12 protein-coding genes and 1 pseudogene are annotated in these 19,551 nt (G+C 68.5%); 6 read left to right on the top strand and 7 right to left on the bottom strand.

The window, feature by feature from the left end; genetic code table 11:
* Window positions 1–12: 12 nt before the first annotated feature.
* Window positions 13–3,033, bottom strand: a complete 3,021-nt coding sequence (locus tag ENC19_RS20890) for an AfsR/SARP family transcriptional regulator (RefSeq protein WP_373688919.1) — start codon at window positions 3,031–3,033, stop codon at window positions 13–15.
* 40 nt (window positions 3,034–3,073) lie between these two features.
* The gene (locus ENC19_RS20885) at window positions 3,074–6,190 is read right to left on the bottom strand and encodes an AfsR/SARP family transcriptional regulator (protein ID WP_164448799.1); all 3,117 of its coding nucleotides are present in this window, start codon (window positions 6,188–6,190) and stop codon (window positions 3,074–3,076) included.
* 690 nt (window positions 6,191–6,880) lie between these two features.
* Between ENC19_RS20885 and ENC19_RS20880 the strand changes: the two genes are divergently transcribed.
* The 5 genes and pseudogenes from ENC19_RS20880 (at window position 6,881) to ENC19_RS20860 (ending at window position 12,640) form a co-directional block, all read left to right on the top strand.
* Window positions 6,881–9,391 (top strand): putative bifunctional diguanylate cyclase/phosphodiesterase, encoded by a 2,511-nt coding sequence (locus tag ENC19_RS20880; protein WP_164448798.1) that lies wholly within the window; start codon window positions 6,881–6,883, stop codon window positions 9,389–9,391.
* 13 nt (window positions 9,392–9,404) lie between these two features.
* Window positions 9,405–10,726, top strand: a pseudogene (locus tag ENC19_RS20875) (glycosyltransferase 87 family protein).
* Window positions 10,723–11,355 carry a phosphoribosyltransferase gene (locus ENC19_RS20870; RefSeq protein WP_164448797.1) on the top strand — a complete coding sequence of 211 codons (633 nt, stop codon included), beginning with the start codon at window positions 10,723–10,725 and terminating at the stop codon, window positions 11,353–11,355. The pseudogene ENC19_RS20875 and the gene ENC19_RS20870 overlap by 4 nt, the downstream one beginning before the upstream one ends.
* A 22-nt stretch (window positions 11,356–11,377) precedes the next feature.
* A complete protein-coding gene (locus ENC19_RS20865; RefSeq protein WP_164448796.1) occupies window positions 11,378–11,770 on the top strand; it encodes a TFIIB-type zinc ribbon-containing protein in 393 nt (130 codons plus the stop codon).
* Window positions 11,771–11,965: 195 nt separating this feature from the next.
* The gene (locus ENC19_RS20860; protein WP_164448795.1) at window positions 11,966–12,640 is read left to right on the top strand and encodes a maleylpyruvate isomerase N-terminal domain-containing protein; all 675 of its coding nucleotides are present in this window, start codon (window positions 11,966–11,968) and stop codon (window positions 12,638–12,640) included.
* Between the two features lie 41 nt (window positions 12,641–12,681).
* Here the strand turns inward: ENC19_RS20860 and dnaB are convergent, their stop codons facing one another.
* Window positions 12,682–15,633: a replicative DNA helicase gene (gene dnaB, locus ENC19_RS20855; protein WP_373688917.1), complete on the bottom strand. Its 2,952-nt coding sequence runs from the start codon at window positions 15,631–15,633 to the stop codon at window positions 12,682–12,684.
* Window positions 15,634–16,008: 375 nt separating this feature from the next.
* Here dnaB and ENC19_RS30470 point away from each other — a divergent pair, with 375 nt between their 5' ends.
* Window positions 16,009–17,664, top strand: coding sequence for a hypothetical protein (locus ENC19_RS30470; protein WP_164448793.1), 1,656 nt, complete (start codon window positions 16,009–16,011; stop codon window positions 17,662–17,664).
* A 77-nt stretch (window positions 17,665–17,741) separates the two neighbouring features.
* On the opposite strand, the gene rplI is transcribed toward ENC19_RS30470, so the two are convergent.
* From rplI to rpsF, 4 genes are all read right to left on the bottom strand, one after another.
* Window positions 17,742–18,188 (bottom strand): 50S ribosomal protein L9, encoded by a 447-nt coding sequence (rplI, locus tag ENC19_RS20845; protein ID WP_164448792.1) that lies wholly within the window; start codon window positions 18,186–18,188, stop codon window positions 17,742–17,744.
* Window positions 18,189–18,201: 13 nt separating this feature from the next.
* On the bottom strand, window positions 18,202–18,441 hold the full coding sequence (rpsR, locus tag ENC19_RS20840; protein WP_007073789.1) for a 30S ribosomal protein S18: 240 nt from the start codon (window positions 18,439–18,441) through the stop codon (window positions 18,202–18,204).
* A 41-nt stretch (window positions 18,442–18,482) separates the two neighbouring features.
* Complete coding sequence (locus ENC19_RS20835) at window positions 18,483–18,992, bottom strand: single-stranded DNA-binding protein (RefSeq protein WP_164448791.1); 510 nt, start codon at window positions 18,990–18,992, stop codon at window positions 18,483–18,485.
* A gap of 99 nt (window positions 18,993–19,091) precedes the next feature.
* Window positions 19,092–19,382, bottom strand: a complete 291-nt coding sequence (gene rpsF / locus ENC19_RS20830; protein ID WP_093409369.1) for a 30S ribosomal protein S6 — start codon at window positions 19,380–19,382, stop codon at window positions 19,092–19,094.
* Between the last annotated feature and the right edge of the window lie 169 nt (window positions 19,383–19,551).

The following is a 19,551-nucleotide window of genomic DNA, read 5'->3' as shown; positions in this document are numbered from 1 at the left end:
GAGGTCCGGCGATCAGCAGGTCGGCGTGCGCCGCTTCAGCTCGGCGAGACGGTGCTCGATCTCGAACCGCTCCGGTGCCCCGGTCGGCACGATGAGCACCAGTGCGCGCTCCAGATGTCGCCGCGCCTCGGCCGGGTCCGCGCCCAGCAGGTGCTCGGCCAGACCGGCCAGCGCCCGGGCCTGCTCGTAACGGTTGTCGATCCGGACCGCCAGGTCGAGCGCTCGCCTGTGGGCCCGCACGGCGGCGTCGATGTCGCCGTCGGCCGCCAGCGTCAGGCCGAACTCGTTCAACGCGGTGCACTCCGCCTGCCGCTCGGCCGAGTGGCCGGTGAGTTCCAGCGCCAACTCGTGCTGCCGCCGGGCCTCCGCGAGCAGACCCACGCCGCGATACGCCACGCCCATCACGCTGCGCGCGTCGGCCTCTCCGTACCGATGCCCCGTCTCGGCATAAAGGATCATGGCGGATCGCAGCAGCCGCAGTGCCTGGGCGTGCTCACCCTTGCGAGTCCGAACGGCGGCGATGTGGCTCAATGCGTTGGCGATCTGGTATCGGTCACCTTCCACCCGCGCCCAGAGCAGATGACAGCGATGCACCCGCAGCGCTTCCTCGTAGCGACCCAACCAGGTGAGGGCGATGCCGACGTTCGGCAGGTGTACCCGAACCTGGCCTATCAGCCGCATCGGAAGGTCGCGTAGTGCCGCCAGCGCGAGATCGGCGGACTCGTGAAAATCACCCACCAAGCAGTGCACCACGCTCAGGTTCCCCCGGATCCGGGCGATGTCTCCACGGTGGCCGATTGATTCAGCATCCACCAGCGCAGATTTCAGGCACCGGACCGCCTGGTCATGCGAACCGGTCTTGATCAACGCCGAGGCGAGGTAATTTTTCATGACGCCGACGGCCCGGCCGTCCCCCGCCTGCTCTGCGGCGGCCAGCCCCAGCTCGTGCGTACGCTGAATATCCTCGAAGTAGCCACGTACGTAGTAGAAGCGCCACAGCACACGGGCCATCTTCCAGGTGTAGCCGTGGAGTGAGTTCTTCGCCGCCAGTTCGATGAACAGATTCAGGTTGCCCCGCTCCCGCTCGACCCAGTCGATGTCGACCGTCTCGGAACCAGGCTGGATATCGGGTCGCTCCGGCGCTACGTCGCCAATGTCGCGGTAGATGTCGATGAGCCTGTTCAATGACGTCGTGGCGACGATCGACAATTGCATGACCTGGTCGAGCAGACTGGCGAGCGCAGCTCTTCGCACCTCCACCGAATCTGTCTCCAGGCACTTCTCGCGGGCGAACTGTCGAACCAGGTCGTGCATCCGGTAACGACCGTCCTCCGATTCTTCGACCAAGTGACGGTCGACCAGATCGTCGAGGATGTGACCGGCTTTCGCGTACGACAACCCGGACATCGCCGCGACCATGCTGGTGCAGTAATGTCCGGTATGTAGACCCAGTAAGCGGAACACCCGCTTACTCACCTCGTGCAACGGCTCATACGAGGCGGTGAAGGCCGCAGCGACGCTGCGCTCACCTGTTCCGAAGCTGGCCAGCCCAGAGTCATTCGCGGCCAGACGAGCGGCCAGGTCGACCAACCGGCGGTTGCGTCGGTGAGCCAGTCGCGACCCGACCAGCCGGATCGCCAGCGGCAGGTAACCACAGTTACGGACTATCTCTGCGGCGGATTCAGGTTCCGCGTGCACCCGCTCTTCGCCAGCGCTGACCGCGAGCAGGCGGACGCCCTCTTCAGGCGACAGCACCGACAGGGATTCGGGAGGCCCGAGATCCAGGTCGAGAAGTCGACGACGGGAGGTGATCAGGATGACCGACGACGCGGTGACCGGCAACAGCGGAGCAACCTGGTCACTGTCCGCCGCGTTGTCGAGCACGACGACCACACGGCGAGCGGACAGTTCCCTGCGCCACAACCCCCGCCGTTCGTCGACATCCACTGGAATTCGGGGTGCCGGCACACCCAACTGGCGCAGGAGCACCACGAGGGCGGTGGCGGGATCCATCACGTTGCCCTCGTCGTGACCGCGCAGGTCGACGAAGAGTTGACCATCCGGGTGCGAGGCCGCCAGGCGTCTGGCGACCTGCACGGCGAGGGTCGTCTTGCCGCTGCCCGCCATCCCGTCGATCAGGTGAACGACGGGTGCCGGGCCTACGCCGGCTCGACTCCGGCCGACCATCCGCTCTACGAGGGCCTCCCGGCCAACGAAATGAGCCACCGGTCTGGGTAGCCAGTCCCAATCCGTCCGACCGGTGTCGGGTTCCGCCGAGGTCCGCGCGCTCGACCCGTCGCTGCCACCAGATGCGGCTGAGACGGCGGCCGGCACCGCGGCCAGTCGCTGCTCGGTCATCTCCTGATGCAGTCGTCGGAGATCCGGTCCGGGTTCGACGCCGAGTTCGGTCCGCATCACTCGGGCCGCGGACCGAAACACCGAGATCGCGCTTGTCACATCACCGCGTCGATGCAGGGCTGTCATGAGCAGCAGCAGCGCCGGCTCACGCATGGGATGGGTGGCAACGGTTCGCCACAGCAGCGGAAGGGCTTCCTCGACGCGGTCCGCCGCGAGGTGGAGATCCGCGAGGATCTCCACGGCGAGGAGGTGCTGCTCCTGGGCCGCCGCCACGTCGGCAGCCAGCGAGGCTCCGAGAGGCACACCCAGCAGAGGTGGCCCGTGCCAGAGGGGCATCGCCCGCCTCAGCAACGACCGTGCGGTCTCGGGTTCGTCGCGGATGTTGAGCTGACGGGCTCGATCGACCTGGTCGAGGAAGTGGAACAGATCCACGTCGTCGGTGGCGACCTCCAGTCGGTATCCACCGCGCTGACGTACCAGCACCCCCCGGCCAGCGTCGTGTGCTTCGAAGGTCCGTCGAAGGTTTGCGGCGTAGGTCCGCACATTCGGCACGGCCGAGCGCGGGGGGTCGTCGGGCCAGATCTCGTCGATCAGCTCCTCTATGGCGACCGTCCGGCTCGGGTTCATCACCAGCTTGGCCAGAACGGTTCGTTGCTTCGGCGTGCCGAGGTCCACCCCGAACGAGCCGAACGAGACTCGAAAGCCGCCAAGCACCTCAATCTTCAATTTCTAACCCCTCGTGAGGCAGGGCTAGAGACAGCGCGGACGGCGGTCGATGCAGGCTTTCCGCCGGCTGCTGGGCTTCGGCTTCAGCTATGCGCCGGGCGACGTCAATCCGCTCTGGCACCCCCATCCGTCGGAAGATCGCCAACGCCCGCGTCCAGTGCCGGAGGGCCTCGGTCGGATCGATGGTCCACAAGTGTTCGGCCAACCCAGCCAGGGCGCGCCCCTGTTCATAGGGGTGCGCCACCCGAGTGGCTACCCGCAGCGCCTCGCGGTGCAGTTCGATCAACCGTGGGGTCTCCGCGGAACCGGCAAGGGTCAATGCGAGGTCGTTCAGGGCCGCCGCCTCCACGTGGGGTTCACCGGCATCGGCTGCCATTCTCCGGGCGGTCTCGTGCTCGCGGACCGCTTCACCCGTGCGCCCGAGACCACGTAGGGCCACCCCGAGGTCGTTCCGGACCTCGGGCTCCGCGTAACGGTGTCCGGTGCGTTGCCGCATGACGAGCGCCGTACGCAATGCGCGGACTGCCACGTCGTACTGCCCCATGCGGCACTTGACCGCACCAATGTGACCGAGCGCATTGAGTATATGGAACTGGCTACCCAACTGGCGTCCGAGGTAGAGGTGCAGGCGATGCACGCGCAGCGCCTCGTCGTATCTTCCGAGTAACGCCAATGACAAGCCCAGGTTCGGCAGGTGAGTGGCGGTCTCATGGATTTCCGAAATGGTGCCCTTTCGCATGCGGTGCAGTCCCGTAGTCACCGCCTTCTCGGGTTCACCGAGGAGCCAGTAGATTGCTACCAGATTCGCCTGATACCGCGCATGGTTGATTCGGTCACCACGGCGCTCACAAATCTCCACGGCCTTGTCCACGTGCGCCAACGCACCTGGATAGTTGCCGGTCCGCAGATAGGCCGAGGCAAGATAGTTGTGCATCACGGCCATGGCCTTCTCGTCGCCGATCGTTTCCGCGGCCGCAAGACCCTGGCGATTTGTCATGACGATGTCGTCATAGCATCCCCGCGTGTACAGAAAACGCCACAGAATCCGCGCCAACTGCCACGTTTCCTGGTGGAAATCCCAGTCATGGGCCCGGCCGACGAGCATGACCATGTTGAACCGCTCGGTCTCCAGCCACTTCTCGGCAGCGTCGTACTGCATCTCGACCAGGTCAGGGCGACGCGCGGAGCCGAGCGAGACATGGATACCGGTACGGCCCACCTCGAGGTTGTCGGCCACCGGAAAAGAGATGTGCAGCATCAGATCGAGAAGATCCGCGAGCGCCGCTCTTCGCACACTCGCCTGGTCCACCCGGTTGGACAGATCATTGGCGTACTGCCGAATCAGGTCGTGCATCCGATAACGCCCCACCGTCAACTCCTCGATCAGGTGGGAGTCCAGCAGGGCGTCCAGTACGTCGGCGGTCTCGTCGAGCGACAGGCCGGCCAACGCGCTGGCGGCCAGCAGGCCGAACTCGTCTCCCGGATGCACGCTGAGCAGTCGGAAGAGTCGCTGCGCTGGTTCGTCCAGCGAGGCGTACGAGGCGGCGAACGCACCGGCCACACTGCGGTCCCCTGAGGTCAGGTGATCCAGCCGGCGCACCTTGCTCGCCAGCAGCGTTGCCAGGTCCGCCACCCGCCAGTTCGGACGATGCGCGAGCCGTGAACCGGCAAGCCGGATCGCGAGCGGCAGGTGACCACAGCTCTGCACCACCGCCACTGCCGCCTCGGGCTCCGCCGCCACCCGCTCCGCCCCTGCTGTTGAGGCCAGCAGTGCGACACCCTCTGCCGGCTTGAGCAGCGGCAGGGACACTGGCGGATCGACGTCAAGCCCGCTGATCCGTCGACGGGAGGTCACGATCACCAGGCTTCCCGGCGCCGTGGGCAGCAGAGGCCGGATCTGCGCGGCGTCGGCCGCATTGTCCAACACGATGATCACCTTGCGACCAGCCAGGTCGCGACGCCACCGGTCGAGCCGGTCTCCGGGGTCCGGCGGTATCCGACCGGCGGGTGTGCCGAGTTGCCGCAGCAAGGTCGCCAGAGCCACCGGACTGTCCAGCGTCTCGGCGGGGTCGTGGCCCTTGAGGTCGATGAACAACTGGGCGTCCGGAAATCGGTCGGTGAGCCGGTTGGCGACGTGTACCGCAAGCGTCGTCTTGCCGCTGCCGGCCATGCCGTCGACGAGATGGACTGCGCAGTTCTGCTCGCCGGCCCGCAAGGTCATGGACAGCAGGTGCTCAACGGCGTCGGCACGGCCCACGAAGTCCGGAACCGTCCGCGGGAGGTAGGAGAGCAGTCGGGACTCCTGGTCGTCGGCAACAGCCGACTCCCTACCCAGCGCTCCGGTTGCTCCGGACCGGCGAGACCGGGCGTCCTGCCGACTGATACTTCGATACAACCGTTGCAGTTCCTCCCCGGGCTCGACGTTCAGTTGTTCCCGCAGGGTTCGACGAGCTGCGGTGTACGCCGCCACGGCACCGGCGGCGTCTCCCCCCAGGTGGAGCGCCCGCATGAGCAACAGGTGAGCCGGCTCCCGCAGCGGATGCATGGTCAGCAGTTCCCGTAGCACCGGCAGTGCCTCGTCATAGTGGCCGAGCCGGACCTGCAGCTCGCCGTACAACTCGGTGGCCAGCAGCCGATCCTCGGTCGCGGCGGCCACCTGGGCGGAGAGCCCGGGTCCGAGGGCTGTCCCGGCGAGCATCGGTCCGCGCCAGCGGGCCAGCGCACGGGATACGAGTCGCACCGCCTCGTGCTCGTCCGCGCTGAGGAGTCGCCGCGCCTCGATCACCTCCGCGCGAAAGGCACAAAGATCCACATCCGAGCACTCGACTTCGAGCCGGTAACCGTTCCGAGCGCGGATCAGCACATCCCGATCAGGAAACATCGCCTCAAGACCGCGCCGCAAATTAGCCGCATAAGTACGGACATTCGGGATAGCCGAGGGAGGTGGGTTATCGGACCACAGCTCGTCGACGAGTTGTTCGACCGACACCAACTGCCCCGCGTTGCAGGCCAGCATGGCCAGCACGGTCTGCTGCTTGGGCGTTCCGGGCGGCAACGCCTGTGGGCCGAGGCGCACCGCGAAACCGCCGAGAAGCTGAATCTGCACCCGACCCCTCTGACCGCATTCAAAGGATCACCGTATGCAGCTTAACGCTGCCGGCACCCGCCATGTTGCACTCCGTCACGGCGAGCTCAACCGGAGCGGCAAGAAACGGAGCAGGCTTTCCGGGTGGGAGCACAGGTTACGTCTTAGGGAACAGCTGAAGACGAAGCACCTCGAATCTTTACGCACTCTCGCCTCCTCGACCGCGGCGGACAATGGTGTAGGGGCGGCCCAGACAGCGGTTGAACGGCGCACCCACAGATCGTCGACCCCAACGTGGAGCAGCGGACGTATCGGTATTGCAGTCGGCCCACTTCGTCGGTGCGCGGCACCTGTTTGACCCGTCACACTGACGGGTAGCAGGATCTTCTTTGTGTTCGACCAACACCGAGAACAGCCTGTACGCGTACTTCTGATCGAACGCTGCGCACGGACATCATAGACAGAACGTCACGAATCAGGACGGTATTGGCTGATAGAGAGCATAGCGACATTTATTATCGCTAAGCATCAGGTTCTCTACTTAAGCTCCTCTCATCACGCGAGGCGGGCACGTTCAATCAGGATTCCCGCTTCCCGACGAGTGAGGAGTAGGACATGAAAGGCAGCGAGTGGGCCTGAGGCTCCAACAAACTTCCCGACCGGCCTTACCGAGGTAGGGTGACCTGAGGTAAGGGCGCGACCTGAGGTGTCATGACACTTTTCGGGCAAGGCGGCACTGAGACCGATCGGCGGCTACGGCTGCTCGTCGGTCTCGTCGTCGTATCGGCAGGGATAGTCGTCCTCGCATCGACAAGACTCATCCTGACCTCCACCACACCGAGGTCGCTGGACGACTTCGCGACCATCGCGACGGTGGTCTTCATGATCGCGGTGGGCACGTCGGTCAAGGCGCGAATACGCATCCGGTCAACCACCCACCAGATCAACTGGAACGAGATGGCCATCGTGATCGGAGTGGCCGTCGCTCCGACATCCTGGGTGGTGTTGTGTACCGGACTTGGTGTCGCGATCGCATCGTTCCGGCTGCCAGTCATCAAGAGGGCGTTCAGCGTTGGCAAGAACATCCTCGTCGCCGGGGCCGCCGGTGCGACCCTGGCGCTCCTGGACTGGTCCCGGCCAGCGGAGGACCTGCTCCGCATGTCGCTGATGCTGGCGCTGGCCTACCTGGCCGCCGCACTCGTCGACGACCTCCTCGCCATTCCGGTCATCGCCCTGGCCACCGGAACCAGGATTTCCCGACAATTCCGGGACAACCTGGACCTCCGCGTCGGTGGCTTCTGCGTACGTTTCGCCGTCGCCCTCTGCACTCTCCTACTGCTGGAGATCGATACTCGGTTGCTGCTCGCCGTTCCGCCGCTGGTGCTCAGTCTGCACCTGGCGTACTCCGGCAGGATTCGGCAGCGCACCGAGCAGCAGGTGTGGCAGCGGCTCGCCCAGACCACCGACGCGCTCAACGTGGTCGAGCTGCACGAGGTCCTCACCACCGCGGTCACCCGGGCGGCCGAACTCTTCTCCGCCGACGAGGTGGAGGTCGAGCTGCGCGACACCGACCGGGTGGTGCGCGGCGGCGCCGACGGCGTCACATACGACGGACCGGCAGCCGAGCCCACCACCGTCCAGGGCGCGGTGGTCCCTGCCCGCCTGGAAGGGCACGACAAGACGGTCGACGTGGGCATGCTGCGGCTGCGTTTCCGCGGACCGGTGAAACTTTCCGAGCGGGAGCACTACACCCTCTACACCTTCGCCTCCGCGCTGTGCACCGCCATCCGCAACGCCCAGGCGTACGCCGAACTCGCCCGGGTGGCCCAGGCCCACGCACACGACGCGACGCACGACGCGCTGACCGGCCTGCCGAACCGGCGTCACCTGCTCGACGCGGGTAACGACCACCTGGACCAACGGCACGCCGACGGGGTCACCGCCCTGGTGCTGATCGACCTGAACCACTTCAAGGAGGTCAACGACACCCTCGGCCACACCGCCGGTGATCAGATGCTGGCCGCTGTCGCCGCACGGCTGCGGGCCGCCGCCCACGCCGAGGACCTGGTCGCCCGGCTCGGTGGCGACGAGTTCGCCGTACTCATGCGCGCCCTGCCCGCGCCCGCGGTCGCCGCGCACCGGGCCGAGACGCTGCTGGCGGCGCTGCACGAACCTTTCGACCTCGACGGCATGCGGATCAACGTGGAGGCCAGCGGCGGCATCGCCGCCGCCCCCGCCACCGGCGGCATGGTCGAACTGCTCCGGCGGGCGGACGTCGCGATGTATCAGGCCAAGCGGGCCGGGCAGCGTCTGGCCAGCTACGCGTCCGCCCGGGACACCGCCGACCTGGGTCGTCTCACCCTCGGCGGCGACCTGACCCGGGCCGTGGCCGACCGCGAGTTCACCGTCAAGTTCCAGCCGATCGTCGACCTCGGCAGCGGTGAGGTCATCGCCGCCGAAGCGCTGGCCCGATGGCGTCACCCCACCCACGGGATGATCGACCCGCTGCGCTTCCTGGAGACGGTCGAACGTTCGGGCCTGCTTCCGGCCTTCGCCGAGGCCATCCTCGACCAGGCCTTGGTCGCCGCCGGCACCTGGCGCGACGCCGGCTTCGACGTACCCGTGGCGGTGAACGTCTCCCCCCGCAGCCTTCTCGACACCCGGTTCCCCGATTCGGTGCTGGCTCGGCTGCGCGCCCACGACCTGCCGCCCGACCGGCTGATCCTGGAACTGACCGAGACCCTCACCCTCAGTCAGCTCGACGTCGTCGACCAGGTTCTCACCCGGCTACGTGCTGGCGGCGTCCGGCTCGCCCTGGACGACTTCGGCACCGGATACTCCTCGCTCTCGCTGCTCTCCCGCATCCCGGTGCACCAACTGAAGATCGACCGGAGCTTCGTCACCGCCATGGAATCCTCCACCGAGGCCGCCGCGATCATCCGTTCCACCCTCGATCTCGGTCGCAGCCTCGACCTCGCCGTGGTGGCCGAGGGTGTGGAGCGGGAGGCGCAGCGACACACCCTCTGGGAACTGGGCTGCGCCGCCGGCCAGGGTCATCTCTTCGCGCGCCCGCTGCCCGCCGGAACACTGCTCGCCGCCCTCAAACGCGGCACCGGCGGCCGGACCGGCCACCTGGCGGTCGCCCTGCACGACGCCGGCGCGGTGGTCCGGCTACCACAGGGACGCCGACAGGGTGGCCGGGGCCGTCACCAGCCGGCCTGACAGACTTGCCCGGGTGAGCACCACCACCCCGACCCGCCGCCGTACCGGGTGGTGGCACCGGCTCGACACCGCCGCCGGAGGACTCGCTCTCGACCTCGGCCTCTACGCGGTCTCCGCCGCCTTCGCCGCGATCACCGCAGCCACCTCCACCCTCCTACCGCACCGAGCGTGGGGCGGCGTGGCCGCGTTCGGCTACCTCGCCGCGGCGATCATGGCGCTCGGTCAACTAATACTGCGGCGCCACCGGCCCGGCTCGGCGTTGACCGGAGTGCCCGCACGCTGGCTGGTCACCGTCCTGACCTGGACCACCGTCGCCCTGCTTCCCCTCGTTGTGCAGAGCGTGCAGCGCGCGGCGGGACGCACCGACCGGGCCCAGGAAGAGGTGCTCGTCGTCGAGGAGTCCGGGCGGCGACTGGTCGAGACCGGCACCCCCTACCTGGGGCCGGACGCCATCGCCGCGCTGCCGCCCGGCGAACAACTACTCGGCTACACGCCGTACCAACCGGGCATGGCCCTGTTCGGGCTGGCTCGCGCGGCCAGCGACGCGTGGTGGAGCGACGCCCGGGTCTGGTTCGCGGTCGGCACCGCCCTCGCCCTGCTGCTCGCCGTCCGCGTCCTGCGCCGACCCGAGGGGATGGCGACAGTCGGGCACGCCGCGGCCGTACTGCGCGGGGTACAGGCCGCCACCGTCCTGCCGATCTGCGCACTGACCCTCGCCACCGGCGGCGACGATCTACCCGTACTCGCGCTCTGCCTGCTGGCCCTCGCGCTCGCCGCCACCGCTCGACCCGGTTGGGCCGGCGTCGCCGTCGGCCTCGCCGGTGCGCTCAAACTCTTCGCCTGGCCGGTCGCCGCCGTCCTGGTCAGCTGGGGCATCTGCCGCCGGGCCGGCCTGCGCGTCGCCGCCGGCGCACTGGGCGTACCCGCCGCCGCGCTGCTGCCCACCCTGCTGGTGGACTCACACGCCCTGGTGGAGAACGTGCTGCGGTTCCCCTCGGGCACGGTCTGGTCTCCAGCCCGGCACAGTCACCGTTCCCCGGTCACCTGATCGCCGAGGCGCTGCCGGCGGGTCGGGCCGTGGCGGCGGCTCTGCTGGTCGCCGCGGCGGCGGCGATCGCCGTCCGGCTCGCCCGCCGTCCGCCCCGCACCGCCCGCGCCGCGGCGCTCGTCTGCGGGTACGGGTTGCTCGTGGCGATCCTGCTGATGCCCAGCACCCGGTTCGGCTATCTGCTCTATCCGGTGGCGTTCCTCGTCTGGGCAGCGGCACTCGACGTTCCCGGGATCCGGCAACCGGCGAGCGAAGACGACCCGCAGGGCGTAGACCTGAAGGCATGACCACCTACCGCGACCGCAACGAGGCGGGCCGGGTGCTCGCCGACCGACTCACCGCCCTGATCGGCGAACCGGACGTCGTCGTGCTGGGACTGGTACGCGGCGGCGTGCCGGTCGCCCAGGTAGTCGCCGAACGCCTCGGCGCACCGCTGGACGTGCTGGTGGTCCGCAAGCTCGGTATGCCGTGGGCTCCCGAGGTCGCCTTCGGCGCGCTCGGTCCGGCCGGCGTACGCGTGCTCAACGACGTGGTGGCCGGGCAGCTCAGCTCCGCCGACATGGCCGACGTACAGCGCCGGGAACAGGCGGAACTGGACCGACGCGAACAGCTCTACCGGGCAGGCCGGGGGCCACTGGAGCTGACCGGCCGCACCGCCGTCATCGTCGACGATGGGCTGGCTACCGGGGCGACCGCCCGGGCCGCCGTGGCGGTGGCCCGTCAGCTCGGCGCCCGTCGGGTGCTGGTCGCCGTGCCGGTCGGTGCCCAGGACGCGTACGAGACGCTCTCCGGCGAGGCTGACCAGGTGATCTGTGCCCAGCGGCCGGAAGCCTTCACCGCTGTCGGGGCGTACTACGACGACTTCCACGAGGTTTCCGACGACGAGGTGACGGAGGCGCTGGCCGCGTCCGCGTGAGTAGACCAGGTACCGTCGAACAATGAGCCTGACCTGTCCCAAGTGTCACGGAGAAATGCGTCAGTACGAGCGCAGCGGCGTCGTCATCGACCAGTGCGGCGAGTGCCGGGGGATCTTCCTCGACCGGGGTGAGCTGGAGAAGCTGTTCGAGGCGGAAGCCAACTGGAGCGCGCAGCAGACCCCTGCCCCGCCGCAGCCGGCCCAGCAGGCACCCCGGCCGGGCGGCTACCAGCCCCCACCTCCGCCGCCCGCGCCACACCAGCCGGGCTACGGTGCCGTGCCGCCGCCCCCGCCACCGCCGCACGGCTACCCGGCCCCGGCACCTGCCTACGGCCACGGTCAGCAGCACTACGGCTACCACGGGCACTACCGCCGGAAGAAGCGCAAGAGCTTCCTCGACGAGATGTTCGGCTGAGCCGTTCAGCCGCGGAAGACCGGTCCGGCCGAATGGCCGGCCGGTCTCTCACCGCCACAGCCAGCCACATTTCGGCAAGCCCGGCCGGTCGATCGCCTGAGCCCGTCGGGATGCCCGGCAAAGCCGCGCCCGTCCGGCACCGCCCGACAGGTCGCTGAACGCGCCGGCGGTCGCCGGCTGTGGGACGCTGCCGGCATGGGGTCGCGAGCTTCGCACATCGCACTGGCCAACGCGTACGACGGCATCAGCACCGTGGTGGCAGACCTGGACGACAGCGATCTTCAGCGACCGACCCGCTGTCGCGGATGGCTGGTCGCAGACCTGCTCTTCCACGTGCTCTGCGACGCGCAGCGGGCGCTCGTCGCGCTGGCCAGCCCCGCCGACGGACCGGCCACCGTGGACTCCGTCAGCTACTGGCACTCTTTTCCAGGCGGCGACGGGAGCGCCCGGTACGCCTGGTGGGCCCGTCGCTCTGCGGCCGCATTCGACAGCCCGTCCGGAGTGGTTCGACTCTGGGCCGACACGGCACCGGCCGCCGCGCGCGCCGCAGGTAAGGCGGATCCGGCCGGTTTCGTCACCACTCAAGGGCACGTGTTGCGGGTAGCCGACCTGCTGGACACCTTCACCACCGAAGCTGTAGTCCACCACCTCGACCTGGTCCTGGATCTACCGGACGCGCCCGCGCCCGGGCCGGCCGCGACCCGGGTCGCGGTGGCCACCGTGGTCGCCCTGCTCGGCGGCGCCGTTACCCGACTGTCCGGCTGGAACGACCACGACTACCTGCTCAGGGCCACCGGGCGGCTGCCGCTCGGTGAACCGGAGCGGCGCACTCTCGGCGAATTCGCCGCCCGCTTCCCAGTGCTCGGCTGAGCCCGTGAACCTCGGCTGAGCCCGGACTCGGTTGGGCCAGGTCAGACGATCGCCATGTCGACGAAGCGCGACAGGTGCAGCTGAGCGGCGACGGTCACCGTGTCGGTCGGACCATTCCGGTGCTTGGCGACGATGAAATCCGCCTCCCCGGCCCGCGGCGACTCCTTGTCGTAGTAGTCGTCACGGTGCAGAAGTATGACAACGTCGGCATCTTGCTCAATTGAGCCGGACTCGCGCAAATCAGACAATTGTGGGCGCTTGTCGGTACGTTGCTCCGGGCCACGGTTCAGCTGGCTGACCGCGATGACCGGACACTCGACCTCCTTGGCCAGCAGCTTCAGGCCACGCGACAGGTCCGCGACCTCCTGCTGCCGGCTCTCGGTACGCTTCGGCGACGTCATCAGCTGGAGATAGTCGACCACAATCAACTTGAGGTCATGCCGCTGCTTGAGCCGACGGGCCTTCGCCCGGATCTCCATCAGGTTCATGCTGGGCGTGTCGTCGACGAACAGCGGCGCCTCGCTGATCTCACCCATGCATCGGGCGAGCTTGGTCCAGTCGTCGTCGGACAGTTGCCCGCTTCGCAGCACGTGCAGTGGCACTCGGGCCTCGGCCGAGAGCAGCCGCATGACGATCTCGACCTTGCTCATTTCCAACGAGAAGATCGCCGATGCCTGGTTGGCGCGGATCGCGGCGTTGCGCGCGAAGTCCATGCTCGCGGTGCTGTTGTGCGTGGGAATCATTGATCGACCGGCCAAGTAAAGGTGATCCTCATTGTCGACCGTGACGCACCGCACGGGGACACTCGGCACCGGTCGCACATCCACGATGTAGCGGGATCGGGTACCCGCCCGGCCGACCGCGTGTCGGCGCGTAGCGTGCGACTCCCGCTTCCTGGTCAGCCGGAATACCTCGTCCGCCGTCGAGAAGCTCAATGTGAAAGCCGTCGAGCTTTCGGGGGTACGGCCGTTGACTCGCTTGCGGTTGATCGAGCATCGGTAGCCCAGGCTGACGACGAGCTCGTACACATCCTTGGCTAGCCGCTCCGAGGTGGTGGTGTACTGGACGTGTCCGGCTGCCGCAGCAGTACCGTCGGTGTCGAGCAGTCCCGCCAGCAGCTCCCGTCGCTGCTCCTCCGACGCTCGGAGGTAAGGCTGCGGAATGTGCTTGTCGTTCAGGACACCGGCGGCTCGAAGCAGCCCGGTGAACGAGCCACGCAACCGGCGACACGTTGCGCAGTGGCGGGCGCCGTTCCAGCTCGACTTCGTTGTCGTACCGCAGGTCTCGCAGCCTCCGCGGTCGGCGGTCCCGACCATGCCCCTCGACCTGGCGCCACACGTCCTTCCGCAGGTTCTTACCGCAGACGCGCGGGGAGTGAAGATGACGCCGCAGACGATGCAGCGACGATCGTCGAGTGGTGCCCGCGGTGGCAGCTTGATGCCGTAGGAGTAGGTCCCGCTTCCCGGGGCGACGATGAAGCCATCGGCTTCGACATACTGTGCGATCTCCGGGTCCGCCGACGTGAACCGGGCACCTGCCGAGTGCCCGTCGCCCAGCCACACGCCAAGCGTGTACGGGGGGATCGGCAGGTCCTCGCGGGCGGGAAGGGACAGCGGTTGAGCATTGGTCACCGCGTGGTTTGCGCGCCCGTCAGCCGGATGCCGCAGTGTCGCGGCGATGTGTTCGGTAGTTACGGCCCGAGGGTGTGCCACAGTCGTATTGCTGTTCATGACCCGACTCACCCGGCTCAGGTGGGCGTCGAACAGGGCATGGGCGCTGTAGGCGTCGACCGTCCGACGCCAGGGCTTGCCGTTTCGCGAGTACTGACGTTCGACCGTGCCGGCGATGCCCACCTTGGCCGCCACTACGTGCAGGACGTACCGGAACCGGGATCCGGCGATCTCCACGGCTTCCCGGTGGGTGACAAGCCGGTCGGGGATGGCGGTGACAGCCCGGTGTACGGCTGCCGCCTTGGCGCGTGCCGAGGCATCCCACTGGTAGCGCGGCCGGAGCTCATTCTGTTGGCGGCGTGAGGCCCGGGTGGTCGTCGTCCACAGGTGCTCGGCATCGGCGACGATGACTGATCCGTCGGAGAACTCGACCTCGTAGCAGGGGCGGTCGTGGCGCACCTCGTAGGCGTGCGTGACGGTGGTGGGGCGGCCGTCCGCACCGATCAGCTGATCGCCTACCTGCACCTCACCCATCGTCGTCCAGCCGGTGGGGGTCGGCAGGGGTGTGTCGAGTGCCAGCGCCTTTCCAAGGCCAGGTCGCCCCGCCACAATGATCAACTGGCCGGCGTGCAGCCCGTTGAGCAGGCGGTCGAGGTCGGTGAAGCCGGTCGGCACGCCGGTCATCACGCCGCCCTGGGCGCCGACCGCCTCGATTTCGTCGAGCGTCGGTTGCAGCATGTCGGCGAGGATCGCGAAGTCCTCGCTGACCCGGCGTTCCGTGACGTCGTAGACGGCCTGCTGCGCCAGGTCGACGATGTCGTCCACGTCCCGACTGCCGCCGTTCGCGGTCCCGTAGCCGAGTTGGACGATCCGGGTGCCGGCCTCGACCAGACGTCGGAGCACCGCGCGTTCGCTGACGATCCGGGCGTAGTAGGCGGCGTTCGCGGCGGTCGGCACGCTCGCGATCAACGTGTGCAGGTACGGAGCGCCACCCACCCGAGCCAGATCGCCGGAGTCGGCGAGTGCCGCCGCGACGGTGATGGCATCGGCCGGCTCGCCCCTGCCGTAGATCTCCAGGATGGTGTCGAAGATGGTGGCGTGCACCGGCCGGTAGAAGTCGTTGGTCTTGAGGATCTCGACGACGTCGGCGATGGCGTCCTTGGAGAGCAGCATGCCGCCAAGGACGCACTGCTCCGCAGCCACATCCTGCGGCGGCGTCTTGTCGAACTGACCGTCGCGTGGCCCGTTGCCGGACTGCTGCCCGCCAGCCGGGAACGACTCCGTCCGCCTGTCGTCGGTGACCGACACCGGGCCCCCCTCCACTGCGTCGGATCGGTTCCAGGCTTACCGCCCGGGTGCGACAACGTCGACCGGCCGCTTCGATCGGGGGCCATCGGATCAGCAGGTCGTGGCCACCATACGGAGTCCGAGGTCAGCCACTCAACCGTGGCGGTGGATGAGCCTCGGGACAACCTGTGGACTCAGGTGGACAAGCATGTGCGTAGCGTGTGCACAGGGTGTGGATAACGGATGGGGAATTCTCGCCGATACTGCTGTGACCTGCTCAAACTCTTTCCCCAGCCTGTGGAGGGAGTTTCCGGGTAGGGCTTTGTCCTGAACCTCCCGTAAGATCGGTGGCCTACGGCTACACCTGGACAGCGGATTGCACGTTCGGTTGAGAAGGGTCACGCTCCGGCCGTGAGTTACCGGGACTGGGCACGCGGGGAGGACGGTCCGCGCGAGCGGCGACCGACCGCTTCGTGGGCCGAGCCCGTCGAGGAGTCACGGGCCGGACGTTACGACTCGGCGGTCGAGCGTTATCGCACCCCGAGCCGTCGGCGAGCGATCGAGCATGGCCAGGAGGAGCCGGCCGAGCCTTATCTGCCGCGCTGGGCGTTGGAGTCGGGCGTCAGCAGCGTCGACGGCGGTGGTCGGCATGCCGCACCGGACGACGATGACGACGACCGGCCGCGCTACGGCGACGGCGGCCGACGATCGTCAGGGGTCTACCGGAGTGAGCGCAGCCGGCGCTCCCAGGAGGCTGACTGGCGGGATCCCCAACCCCGCGCCATCGCCTCGTCGCCTGCGGTGGCACCGCAGTCCGACCATACCCGCGAGTGGACCTTCGACCGTCCACAGGAGGAGGGGTACGTCGGCAGCCGCCGGGCCGAGGAGGACGATCCGGTCTCCGGTGTGACGCCGCAGAGCCGTCCCCGCCGCGCACAGTCCCGCCGACGCCAGGTGACCTGGTCCGGGCTGGAGGACGAGGCCGCGCAGACGTCCGACTCGGAGCCGGCCGCCGCCCCGACGCCGCGACGTCGGCGGCGGGCGGCGGAGCCGGCACCCGGTCCGGCCGTGGATCCCTGGGACCGTGCGGCGGAGCCGTGGGATCGAGCCGCGGAACCCGAGGTACGACCACCCGCGGTGGATCCGTGGGACGCCTCCGGTCTGCACGCCTGGCAGCAGCCCGCCGGTCTTGACCGTCGCGCCGATTCCGCCCCGGTTGACCCCTGGGACGCCGACAGCACCAGCCAGTGGCTTCAGTCGTCGGCGTCGGAGCAGTGGCTGGAGCCGGACAGCACGGGCCAGTGGGACCGCGACCCCGAGCTCGATCGACGGGAACGGCAGCGAGACCGTAACCGGTGGGAGGACTATTCCGAGCCGGACCGCTGGGATCGTACGGAGCACCCCCGGTCGGATGGCGCACCTGGTGTCCAGCAGTGGTCGTGGAGCAGCCGGCCGGAACCTGAGCCACCACAGGAGACCTTCTGGCCGGGCACCCGACTTGCCGGTGATGATCCACGTTGGGTGGACGCACCCGCGTCGGCACCACGGTCGCCGGTGGTGGGCTACACGGCGCCGCGTCCCCGGTCGGTGCCCCGGCGGCGTACCGCTGCGGTGCCGCAGCCTGGGCCGGTCGGTATGGCGGCGGTACGACGCCGCATCGAGTCGGTGGGCAACGCCAGTTGGAACCGCCGACTGGAAGACGACCTGCTCGATCCCGATCCGGGTGGTCCCTGGCTGCCGCTGCTCTACACGGCGGCCTGTTACGTCCTACCGGCGGTCGTGGTCTTCGTCTGGCTGCTGACCCTGGACGGGGCGCCACCCGTGGGCTGTGTGACCGACATCAGTGGCGGTGGGTGTGAGTCACCCCGGGCGCGGGCGTTCGGGGCGATGGTGGGCGGGCTGCCGCGGTTCGGCCTGGCCCTGGTCAGCAGTCTGGCGATCGCGACGCTGCTACGTCGGGTGGGTACGACCTGGCGTCCGACCACTGTGGCGCTCGCTGCCGCCGTGGTGGGTGGCGGCCTCTCGACGGTGATGATCAGTGCGGTGACCGGCCAGCCCATCGGTTGACGGGTACTCCGTGGGAGACGACGCGGGGCCCGCACCGGTGGACGGTGCGGGCCCCGGGTCGTTCGCCGGTGCCGGTATCAGCCCTGCACGACGTTGAGGTTGAACGTGGCGGTCACCTCGGGGTGCAGCTTGATCCGCACGGGGTGCGACCCGATCGACTTGACGTGGCCGGAAACCTCCAGCCGCCGCCGGTCGAGGGACGGGCCGCCGGCCGCCTTGACGGCGTCGACGATCTCGGCCGGGGTGACCGAGCCGAAGAGCCGGCCGCCTTCACCGGCACGGGCCTTCAGGGTCACCTTGAGGGCCTCGAGCTGCGCCTTCACCTCGTTGGCGTGATCCAGGTCGCGGATCTCGCGGGCCGAACGGGCCCGCTTGATCAGAGTGACCTGCTTCTCCGCGCCCTTGGTCCAGGCGATCGCGAAGCCCTGCGGGAGCAGGTAGTTACGGCCGTAGCCGTTCTTGACCTCCACGATGTCGCCCGGGGCACCGAGCCCGGACACCTCCTGCGTCAGGATGATCTTCATGTCGGTGCCTCTCTCAGCGGGCCGTCGCGGTGTACGGCAGGAGCGCCATCTCACGGGCGTTCTTGACCGCACGCGCGATCTGCCGCTGCTGCTGCGAGGTGACGCCGGTCACCCGCCGAGCGCGGATCTTGCCGCGGTCGGAGATGAACTTGCGCAGCAGCGCGGTGTCCTTGTAGTCGATGTAGGTGATCCCGTCCTTGTCGAGCGGGTTCACCTTCTTCTTCGGCTTGCGCAGTGCCGCAGCCTTCGCCATTGCTCTTGCTCCTGGTTTACGATCACGGGCGCTCGGCGCCATTAGAACGGAGGCTCCTCGTCGAAGTTGCCGCCACCCGAACGTGCGGGGGCCGGTGCGGCCGAAGCCCAGGGGTCGTCGAAGTTGCCTCCGCCGCCCTGGCCACCACCGCCACCACTACCGAAGCCGCCGCCACCGCCGCCGGACCGGGACATCTTCTGCACCTTCGCCGTGGCGTAGCGCAGTGACGGGCCGATCTCGTCGACCTCCAGCTCGATGACGGTGCGCTTCTCACCCTCGCGGGTCTCGTAGGACCGCTGACGCAGCCGGCCCGAGACGATCACGCGGGCGCCGCGCTGTAGCGACTCCGCCACGTGCTCCGCGGCCTGCCGCCAGACGGTGCACGAGAGGAACAGCGGCTCGCCGTCCTTCCACTCACCGGAGGCCTTGTCCATGAACCGGGGCGTCGAGGCGACCCGGAACTTGGCGACCGCGGCACCGGAGGGGGTGAACCGCAACTCGGGGTCATCGGTCAGGTTGCCGATGACCGTGATGGTGGTGTCTCCTGCCATGACCAACTCCTCGCGCGCTCATCCGTTCTGCCGTACAGGTTCTCAGAACCCTCCGACAGTGACGGTGAGGCTGATCCGGGTGGGGCCGGGGTGGGTTTGCTAGCGCATCTCCGGCCGGAGGACCTTCGTACGCAGCACGGACTCGTTGAGCCGCAGCTGGCGGTCCAGCTCGGCCACCGCCTCCGGCGTCGCCTGGAGGTCGATGACGGCGTAGATGCCCTCGGCCTTCTTGTTGATCTCGTAGGCGAGGCGCCGGCGGCCCCACACATCGGTCTTCTCCACCGAGCCACCCGCGGTCCTGATCACATTCAGGTACGTGTCGAGCGACGGGGCGACGGTGCGCTCCTCGAGGCTGGGGTCGAGGATCACCATGATCTCGTAATGACGCAAGACGTGCTCACCTCCTGTGGGCTATGCGGCCACGGTCCTTCCGTGGCAGGAGGTCGTGCGTCGTGGCCCGTTCCGGCACCGGGGGAACCCGACCGGGGACGGACAACCGGACCAGGATACCCGGCCCCGACGATCACCATCCCCGAGGTGGCGGGGCACGCGAACCGGG

Origin of the sequence: Verrucosispora sioxanthis, from assembly GCF_010560025.1 — a bacterium.
Classification (GTDB): domain Bacteria; phylum Actinomycetota; class Actinomycetes; order Mycobacteriales; family Micromonosporaceae; genus Micromonospora; species Micromonospora palythoicola.
The sequence above is the reverse complement of the archived record's forward strand: the minus strand, read 5'-3'. Positions and strand labels throughout refer to the sequence as shown.